8 protein-coding genes are annotated in these 9,677 nt (G+C 32.1%); 1 reads left to right on the top strand and 7 read right to left on the bottom strand.

Annotation, left to right across the window (positions count from 1 at the left end):
* Window positions 1–206 precede the first annotated feature (206 nt).
* On the top strand, window positions 207–1,538 hold the full coding sequence (locus tag JMO20_RS01770; RefSeq protein ID WP_202707589.1) for a S41 family peptidase: 1,332 nt from the start codon (window positions 207–209) through the stop codon (window positions 1,536–1,538).
* A gap of 287 nt (window positions 1,539–1,825) precedes the next feature.
* On the opposite strand, the gene JMO20_RS01765 is transcribed toward JMO20_RS01770, so the two are convergent.
* The 7 genes from JMO20_RS01765 to JMO20_RS01735 form a co-directional block, all read right to left on the bottom strand.
* Window positions 1,826–2,527 carry an epoxyqueuosine reductase gene (locus JMO20_RS01765; protein ID WP_202707587.1) on the bottom strand — a complete coding sequence of 234 codons (702 nt, stop codon included), beginning with the start codon at window positions 2,525–2,527 and terminating at the stop codon, window positions 1,826–1,828.
* A 160-nt stretch (window positions 2,528–2,687) separates the two neighbouring features.
* A complete protein-coding gene (locus tag JMO20_RS01760) occupies window positions 2,688–3,899 on the bottom strand; it encodes a LeuA family protein (protein WP_202707585.1) in 1,212 nt (403 codons plus the stop codon).
* 79 nt (window positions 3,900–3,978) lie between these two features.
* Window positions 3,979–5,139, bottom strand: a complete 1,161-nt coding sequence (locus tag JMO20_RS01755) for a UxaA family hydrolase (RefSeq protein WP_202707583.1) — start codon at window positions 5,137–5,139, stop codon at window positions 3,979–3,981.
* A gap of 12 nt (window positions 5,140–5,151) precedes the next feature.
* Window positions 5,152–5,451 carry a UxaA family hydrolase gene (locus JMO20_RS01750; RefSeq protein ID WP_202707581.1) on the bottom strand — a complete coding sequence of 100 codons (300 nt, stop codon included), beginning with the start codon at window positions 5,449–5,451 and terminating at the stop codon, window positions 5,152–5,154.
* A 174-nt stretch (window positions 5,452–5,625) separates the two neighbouring features.
* The gene (locus JMO20_RS01745) at window positions 5,626–6,591 is read right to left on the bottom strand and encodes a 2-keto-3-deoxygluconate permease (protein WP_202707579.1); all 966 of its coding nucleotides are present in this window, start codon (window positions 6,589–6,591) and stop codon (window positions 5,626–5,628) included.
* 387 nt (window positions 6,592–6,978) lie between these two features.
* Window positions 6,979–8,883, bottom strand: a complete 1,905-nt coding sequence (locus tag JMO20_RS01740; protein WP_202707577.1) for a sigma 54-interacting transcriptional regulator — start codon at window positions 8,881–8,883, stop codon at window positions 6,979–6,981.
* A 417-nt stretch (window positions 8,884–9,300) separates the two neighbouring features.
* The coding region (locus JMO20_RS01735; protein WP_202707575.1) for an ATP-binding cassette domain-containing protein at window positions 9,301–9,677 on the bottom strand (377 nt) is incomplete at its 5' end.

Below are 9,677 nucleotides of genomic sequence, written 5' to 3'. Positions count from 1 at the left end.
CTCCACCTGAAGAGAAATCTTCTCTCCCACTTATAGAAGTGGGAGTCTTATCAAAAGATAAATCTCTTAGCTTTCCATATAATTCTTTCAATACTGCGACGATTATCATTGTGATTTTACATTTCTTGACAATAAAAAATTGGTATGATATAACTGATATATCTTTTAGGGATTACTAAGAAAGCGTTAAATAGGGGGGGAATCTTATGAAAAAGTATGCTATAATTCTCTTTTCAATCGTTGTAGTCATTATCAGCGTTTTATCATACAATACTCAACATAATATTAATAAAGAAAAGTATTATGAGAAAAAAGAACTACTAGAAGATTTAAATCAAGTAGTCAATATAATCAAAAAAGAAAATCCAATGCTACATATTTCAGAAGAAGAATTAAATAACTATGCTTCTTATTATGGAAATATGATTGAGGACAAAATGGATTTTATTTCATTCTATAGACTTCTAGCAAGTTTCTCGGAGAAAATTGGCTGTGGTCACACCTATTTGGATCTACCAGGTGTAGAACTAAATAAGTATTTTAATCGCAAAGAAAGTCACTTGCCCTTAGATATAAAAGTCATTGACGATAAACTATATGTTAGATCAATGGTTTATTCTTCAGACATACCAGTTGGATCTGAAATAATTTCTATAGATAATAAAAGCGCACAAGAAATTATTGATATACTTCTAGACCGTATACCATCCGACGGTCGAAATATAACATTTAAATATGGATTAATGAATAAAATGTTTAGTCGTGTATATTTTGATTATGTAGATAATAGAGAAAGCTTTAAAATTACATATATTGATCCTAATTCTAATAAATCCACTAAAATTATAGATGCTGAACTAAGGGCTTCCATTGATGGCATTTTACAATCACAAAATGGAGAATCAAGAGAAATAACTACTGAGTTTTTTGAAAACTATGCAGTCCTAACAATACCTACCTTTGAATACTATTCTAATGTTGATAATAAGGTATTCCAAGATAAAATAGACGAATTTTTTAAAACAGTTAAAGAGAATAGTGTCAATAATGTCATTATAGATATTCAAGATAACGGAGGCGGAAACCCACTATGCTCCGATTATCTATACTCCTATATTAGTCCTAAAAAATACACTTATTTTGATACTGTACCTGCCAATGGTATATCCTATTCAAAACTAGCAACCTTACAGAATCCTAAGGCAAACGTGTTTGAAGGCAACTTGTTTACACTTATTAGTAGCTTTAACTTCTCAACAACTGCACACTTTGTGTCATTACTTAAATATAATGAAATTGGTACACTTATTGGAGAACCAACTGGCTCTACTTATCGCTGTACTGCATCTCAAAAGGATATAGTATTAAAAAATACAGATATTAACTATATTTATTCTACCGAAATCTATAAAACTGCTGTTGAAGGAATAGACGGCAAAATGACAATAGAACCTGATATCTTTGCTCCAAAAACAATAGATGACTATATCAACAATAGAAATATGGCTAGGCTTAAAGCAGTAAATTTAATTAATTAGTATTTTTAATCAAAAAATATGAATTTTTTATGATTAAATATAAAGGAGTCCCTTATAGAGACTCCTTGTCATCAACATATATATGTCTATACATTAGAAATAGTTTGATATATTAAGTTCTTATCTCACTATATTTTCTTTTTAAACTTAATTTCGGTATCTAAAAAACATAATAATTCCCGCATATGTTCTTTCTTAAATAAACTTCAATCTTAAAATATAGAATTAGCATTTTCTAAGATGCTACATTTTAGATGTAACTTACGACTATTGAATAGAAATGCACCCTAAAGTGTAGACGATTTAACTCCTAGCATATTAGGACATACTTTCCTACATATAAAGCAAGTTTTTAAAGGATGTCCTTTTAAGCTTTTTCCTCCAGACTTCGATCTGCAAGAAGCTTGATTTACAGTTTTGCCATCTAAAGCTCCTACAGGACATGAATCAATACACAATCTACATTTTGGGGGACAATAGGTACTATTCGCTTTTAAATCAGGCTCTAGGTGGTTATCTACTAATATTGATCCTAATACTAACATATTTCCATATTTCTCATTTACTAATAGAGTATTTCTTCCTATTATTCCGAGTCCAGCCAGCTGGGCTGCATGTTTTTGAGATAGTATTCCTTTACCCAAAGACTTATCAGAATCCCAATATTCATAGGGAGCATTGGCAGGAATTAACATTGAATAAACTCCATAGTCTTCAAGCTTCATAGAAAGTTCTATTCCTAGACTATCTATTTCATCCATAAGCCTACTCATAACTTTAGTATATGGTATACAACTAGAGGAATACATTATGTTGCTAGGAAGTCTTTTTGCATATGTTACTACTGATTTGCATTGCTTATAAATATCATTCGGTTTGAATCCCTTAGGGGCATGGTCAAAACTTCTTGATGATGCAATTCCACATAAGTCAGCACCTAATTTTAAGGCTATTTCTTTAACATCTTTAGATGTTAATTGTAATTTCATAGTTTATATTCCCCCTTTATTCTATGATTTCTATTCTTAATCAGCTTCCTTTCTAGCTATTTTTCACCTTATCAATATTAGCTCTGTTTTACCTAACATCAAATTAAAGATTTTATATTCTTATATTAATTTATAGCACTCTTCATATTAAAAACATAGTCTACATGTATTCCTTCAATAGTTCATTAAAGTCATTTTCATCTAGTAATCTATTGTTTTGATAAGCTTTTAATTTTACTTTATTAAGTAATTCCACTTTATCTTTATCATCAATTTTCACATTATTTTTTTCTAACCAATAGTCAATTGAAGGCGCGCCACTGTGCTTACCTAATACAATTTCCGTATTATTGTGTCCTATTAATTGTGGTAAAAAAGGACTCACTAAAAGTGGGTTGCTATTTTTAACATTTTGATACCATCCAGCAACGATTCCAGATTCAATTTTGAAAATATCTTCTCCAATAATTCCACGATTACGTCTCACTGGAAAATCTACTAGGCTTCTAAACAACTGTGATAGAGGGTAAATTTCTGAATAATTCAATCCTAAATTCACATCATACATAGTTAATAGTGACATTGCAATATCTTCATAAGAAGCATTGCCTGCTCGTTCTCCCGCAGCAGAGATTGTAGTATGTACAACATCAGCTCCAGCTGCCAGACCCATTATACTATTTGCGCTACCCAAACCAAAATCATCATGAAAATGCAGTTCAACTGGCTTCTTAATACGACTTTTAACTACATCAACAAGGTAAGGAACTGTATGAGGTGCTAGACCACCAACTGTATCTACAATTGCCAAAGCATCCATATATCCGTCGGAAGCAACCTTTTCCACAAGCTTTAATACCCAATCTATATTTGCTCTTGTCATGTCAATTGGGAAAAATACAGTATATAGTCCTGCTTCATGGGCTGCTTGAGTAGCTTTTATTGATAAATCAATAGCTTTTTCAAGTGTCCATCCATAAGCTTCTTTTATCATCTGCTCATTCGATGGTATTTCAATTACAATTCCTTTTACTCCACAATCAGCAGCTCTTTTTACATCTTCAACCATACACCTTGCAAATCCAAAAATCTCTGGACCCAAGTTTCTTTTCACTATTTCTTTAATAGCATCGGAATCTTGTTTAGAAACTGCTGGCATTCCTGCTTCAATTCTATGAATACCTACTTCAGCCATTTTTTCTGCAAGACTAATTTTCTGATCTTTACTTAAAATTAGACCTGCTTGTTGTTCGCCATCTCGTAGTGTAACATCATGAATCTTGATATTTTCATTGAATTTAAACTCTTTCTTTACCTCTTTAATATGATTCCAACTGCTAGTGTACCATTTATCAGATAACCATTTTTCCATTTTAAATCCCTCCAAATTCTTTATATTAAGATAGCCTAAGTAGATGTAATATTACATCTACTTAGGTTTAAATGTATTGCTAAATAAATCTACAAATTCTATCTATGCAGATATCAGAGAAACCAAAAGACTCTGCTTTAGTCGTCTTTCCATTAGCTACTTCAATTAATTCATCTAGTAACATACCTCCAACTTCCTCGATTGACTTCTCTCCTGTAATAATAGAACTCACATCAATATCCATATTGTCAATCATTTTTTTATAAGTGTCACTATTGCCTGTAATTTTAATAACAGGTGCTAAAGCGTGACCAGTAGGGGTCCCTCTTCCAGTGGTAAATATAATGGCCTGGCATCCTCCAGCAACCATGGCAGTTACAGAAGCAATGTCGTATCCCGGAGTATCCATAATAATGGCTCCTTTTTTAGTAGGTCTTTCTGCATAATTAACTACCTCTACAACAGGTCTAGTTCCTCCTTTATAAATACATCCAAGAGATTTTTCTTCAATAGTGGAAAGACCTCCATCTTTATTTCCTGGGGTAGGCTGGCCTGTTCTTAAGTCCTGATTAACTCCCGCTAAATGCTGTTCATAGTCGCGACAGATAGTGATAATCTTATCATGAATTTCTGTTGTTGCTCCCCTTCGTGCAAGAATATGTTCTGCTCCAACAAATTCGGGAGTCTCACTTATCATTGCTGAAGAGCCAAGATCAACTAAACGATCACTTAAATTTCCCACTGCTGGATTAGCAGATACTCCTGAAGTTGCATCAGAACCTCCACATTCAATCCCCAACATTAATTCAGATATATCACAAGCTTCTCTTGTTAACTTTGATGCTTCTGTAGACATTAAGTGTGCTGCCTTAACAGCCTTATTTATTGTATTAACTGTACCACCTTCATCTTGAATTCCAAAAGAAACTACAGGCTTATTAGTAATTTTTTCAATAGAAGCCTTTACACTCTTATGAGGATGATTTTCACATCCAAGACCTATTACAACAATTCCGTATACATTTGGATTTGCTGCAAATCCAGTAAGTACCCTCTGCGTAATATCCTCATTTCCTTTAACTTCAGCACATCCAGCTTGGTTGATAATGTTTACACTTCCTTTAACTTGAGAAGCTACAATGCGACAAGTTTCACTTGCACAAGCACATGTTGGAAGTATAAGAATATGATTCCTAATACCTATTTTCCCATCTGGCCTTTTATATCCCATAAATTTCATAATTAATACCTCCTATTTCATTTCGTTTGTATAGTCTCTAGGAAGACTAACAATGTTCAAATGAGACACACAAGAGCCTTCAGTAATATCTTCTACTGCTGCTCCAATAGTTTCACCGTACTTTATCACAAAACCCTTATTATTTATGGAAGTAATTGCTGCTTTATTCCATATAGGAATGTCTTCAACAGCCATAATTGTAAGCATTTTATCATCTTTTAAATATGCTATAGTTTCTCCCTTTTTGATATTACAGGTCGCTGTAACTACGTTGTCCTTATTATTTAACATAATCGTATTTGCTTTCATCATTATCTCCCTCTCTACTGTAAATTCATGCAATAATAAAAATAATTTTCATTTCCTTTCTTAATTTCATTTAATATTCGAAAGGTAGAGAAATTAAAATATTTAAAATAGTTCTACCCTTTATTTAATATCAATGACGCAGAGATTTCACCCTACTGTTAACGTTTTCTTTTCAACTTAACTCTCAAGTACTTCTTTTTCTGTTCTTGCAGAGCCAACCTTCTTAGCAACAAATGTAGTTATAAGTGGGGTTAGAATTGTTGTTACAATAACTGCAGCTGCTATTTGTGTAGTTGCAATTTCTACTAAAGGTTCAAATGCAGGTACGGCTAAAGCCACAGCTGCAGGTGTGGCAACAGAGTTCCCAGCAGCACTGGAAGCCGCTGCAGCAGCGTATCCTGGACGACGATTTATATAACGATCAGCAAAAAACATAGGGATTCCACTGACAACTATAACTATAATTCCTAATAGTATACCTGAGAATCCAGCTGAAACTACATTAGTAAGTTTAATACCAGCACCAAGACCGAATGCAAAGAATGGAATTAGAATAGATAGACCAGGTGCAAGAAATTCTCTTATTTTATTATCCAAATTTCCAAGAATACATCCAAATAAAATAGGCGAAATAGCAGCCAATAATATCATAAATGGAATATTTGCCATTCCTGTGGCCCCTAAAGCTACCATAGTTAAAAAGGGTCCATCATTAATATTCATAACAGCCTGAGAAGCTATATCAGTTGAATCTCCAAACTCTCCCATCAATGCCATGAATAATCCACCATTAGAATTTGTTACACTACTAATGATAGCTAATGTCGAAACTCCGAGAAAACCAGTGGGTCCACAAATTCTACCAACAACATAACCGAATAATGCTCCAGCAAGAAATTTAGTAATTAATAAGACTCCTCCTCTCTTTATTGCTTCAGGAGCGTTTTTAAAATTTATCTGTGATCCTACACACACTAAGAAAAAAGCAATAGCAGGAGTTGCAGCTGCTTTAGAAAAGAATGCACTATGCAGTCCTCCTAGCTCCATAATTTGAGGAAAAAATGTATTGATTACTGCTCCAATCAGCAGAGGTACTACCATTAATCCTCCTGGAATTTTCTTTACATTATCAAGTATTTTCATAATAATACTTACCTCCTAATTTATTAAATAGCTATTTAGATATTAGTAAAATATTATTTTTTGACCGGTCACTATTATAATTTAGCAATAAGCATGCCAATCTTAAAAACTCTCTCTTATATTTGGTATAAATTCATAATGATTTCATATATTGTGATTTTTTTACTTCTCATAATTTGACAAATTTTTATCTAATTATCATGCTATAAAGCCATTAATCCCTTAAATTTTTTTATATATGATTGTTGTAATATTAAATTAATCTCAATTTTTCGTCCTTAGTACAAAAACTTATACGTATATGCTTAAGATACAAGATATTGGAAAAGCTATGGCATTATGCTACAGTTACTGTAGCATAATGCCATAGCTTTCATTTTGCTGAAATTATAACCCATACTTTTTCATTTTTCTTATTAATGTTGTTCTATCTATATCAAGTTGTTTTGCAGCATGGGTTTTGTTTCCATGATTTCGCCGAAGTGCATCGCCTATTGCTTCAATTTCCATACATGCAAGTGTTTGCTCTGTATTTTCATTATAATCAGACACATTATCATGCATGCAATTTCTAATAAAAGGGATTAGTTCAGCTCCTACTACTCCTGATTTGGTAATCACAGATAATTTCTCTATCATGTTTTCTAATTCCCTAATGTTACCGGGCCAACAATAGTTTTGAAACAATTCAATAACTTCTGATTCAAAGCCTTCTATCATTAAATTTATTTTTTTGTTCATACGGTTTCTAATTTTTTCCATTAGAAATTTAATATCGCTTTTCCTTTCTCTTAACGGCGGTAAATACAGGTTAAGGACGTTTAATCTGTAATATAAATCCTCTCGAAAGTTTCCTTGCTGGACTTCATCATACAAATCTTTGTTAGTTGCTGCTATAATCCTTACATTTATTGGTATTATACGATTGTCACCAATTCTCATTACCTCTTGTTCTTGTAGTACACGTAATAATTTTGTTTGCATACTTTTATCAATTTCTCCAATTTCGTCAAGAAAGATTGTACCTTTATGCGCCAGTTCAAAAAGTCCAGTTTTTCCACTTTTCTTAGCTCCTGTAAATGCTCCACCTATGTACCCAAATAATTCACTTTCTAACAAATTTGAAGGTAATGCTGAACAGTTTATAGCAACAAAAGGGGTGTTCCTACGTCTACTTTCACTATGAATCGACTGGGCAAATAATTCCTTACCAGTTCCAGTCTCTCCTGTAATTAATACTGTAGAGTCAGTATGACTGTAATTCTTTGCTAAACTAATGGTAGAAACAATAGCAGCGCTATCACCTATAATATCGTTAAATGTATACTTTGTGGTTAAACCCCTTTGCACCCAATCTTGTCTTAAGTTTCCTCCCATAGTAACAATTTCTGTAGCCTTTTGAATGAAAGCAATAGCCCCTTTAACTTCAGAATTTACTACCATAGGAACTCGGTCGACTATCATAGAACTCCCAAAATAATCTTCTATGCTACCCATTTCAGCTTTAGTAGACTTTATGACATCCTTTAATTGTAACTTTGGCAGTACTTCAGAACTTTTGCATCCAATGCATGCTTTTTCATCTATTCTTAAAATTTGTTCTGCTGTTGGATTAATGCTAGTAATTTCATCTATATGATTGACTACAACTATTCCACTTTTTGAAAAATCTAGTACTGTCTTAAGAATTTTATGTCTATTTTTTTCACGTCTTTTTGCATGAAATAATGTTATAGCAGTATCGATAGCATGTTTTATTGACGGTTTTTGTGAGCGGAGCATTTCATAGTTAATGTCATAATTCTCCAGATATCTTCTAATTTCAATTCCCCAGCTTCCTCCAATTAATAGTTTCATTCCATCTTCAATAGCATATTTAGTTTGACTCTCAAATTCGTTTACATTGTTTACTTGGTAATAATGTAATTTAAGTCCTAACATTTTATTAATTTTTTTACATCCATATATAAAGTCCTTATTCTCTACAATCCCTATTGGCTGATCAAAATTTCTATACTTATATAATGCTTCTAAAAATTCATATCCTGTCAACTCAACAGTAATCACTTCAATATCCACAGTTTTTTTAATTTCTTTTGCTAGGTTGCCTCGTGCAATTATAATCTCTACGCCATTTTTTTTCATTTGTTTTGCTACTTTAGTGACATTTGTTGTACTTATTTTTTTTATTATAATTTCTATATTAGTTTCTCTAGAGATTTCTTCCGCAAATTTTAAAAGTTCGTCATATGGCAAAAGTACAGCTATTTTATTTTCAATGCTTTTTTTCATGTCTACACCTCCGATTCTAATAAATTTTCTTATTTACTTCATATCAGTATATCTAAAGTATAATTTAAAAACACTGGAGTAAGAAATAGATGAACTTAAATCTCTTAGTCAAAAACTTAAACTTTCTATCTGAATCTTCAGAAAATATAACGGCTATAAGGCTATAGCTTGTACTATTTTCTAGACTATTTAATAATGTAATTAACATAATCATGAAAATAATGTTTCTCATTCAATAGTATATATAAAGAAATAAATGAAAGCAATATATTATCACAATATATAAACTCTTGAAAAAGTACCTCTTACACAAGTAATCTCCAGTTGTCATTCTAAATAGAAACATGAAATATTAATTTTTATATTTACATTATAAAAAGACGGCGAAAAAAATCGCCGTTTCTTCTATGTTCATGCTTATTCATCAATTTGACTATTGATAATATCTAAGATTTCATTTTTTACATCAAAGTAGTCTTCTGTGTATACTACATGTTTTGGATTATTAGCAAATATTGTATGTGTAAAATCAGTATTAAACTCTCTTAATATCTTTCCAGGACGTTTTGACATAACAATAATTCTTGTGCCAAGGGATAAGGCTTCGTCTATATCATGGGTAATAAATAAAATCGTAGTATTATTTTCTTTCCATATATTACGAATTAATGTTTGCATACTAACTCTAGTTAATGCATCCAAAGCCCCAAATGGCTCGTCCATAAGAATCATCTGTGGATAGTTTGCCAGGACTCTTGCTAGTGCAACTCTTTGCTTCATCCCCCCCGAAAGTT

Origin of the sequence: Sporosalibacterium faouarense (genome assembly GCF_016765695.1) — a bacterium.
Classification (GTDB): Bacteria; Bacillota; Clostridia; order Tissierellales; family VENL01; genus Sporosalibacterium; species Sporosalibacterium faouarense.
This window is presented reverse-complemented; position numbering and strand designations above follow the sequence as displayed.

Coding starts and splice junctions, on each gene's coding strand:
- JMO20_RS01760 (WP_202707585.1), bottom strand. CDS start 3,899: ATGGAAAAATGGTTATCTGATAAATGGTACACTAGCAGTTGGAATCAT.
- JMO20_RS01755 (WP_202707583.1), bottom strand. CDS start 5,139: ATGAAATTTATGGGATATAAAAGGCCAGATGGGAAAATAGGTATTAGG.
- JMO20_RS01740 (WP_202707577.1), bottom strand. CDS start 8,883: ATGAAAAAAAGCATTGAAAATAAAATAGCTGTACTTTTGCCATATGAC.
- JMO20_RS01750 (WP_202707581.1), bottom strand. CDS start 5,451: ATGATGAAAGCAAATACGATTATGTTAAATAATAAGGACAACGTAGTT.
- JMO20_RS01765 (WP_202707587.1), bottom strand. CDS start 2,527: ATGAAATTACAATTAACATCTAAAGATGTTAAAGAAATAGCCTTAAAA.
- JMO20_RS01770 (WP_202707589.1), top strand. CDS start 207: ATGAAAAAGTATGCTATAATTCTCTTTTCAATCGTTGTAGTCATTATC.
- JMO20_RS01745 (WP_202707579.1), bottom strand. CDS start 6,591: ATGAAAATACTTGATAATGTAAAGAAAATTCCAGGAGGATTAATGGTA.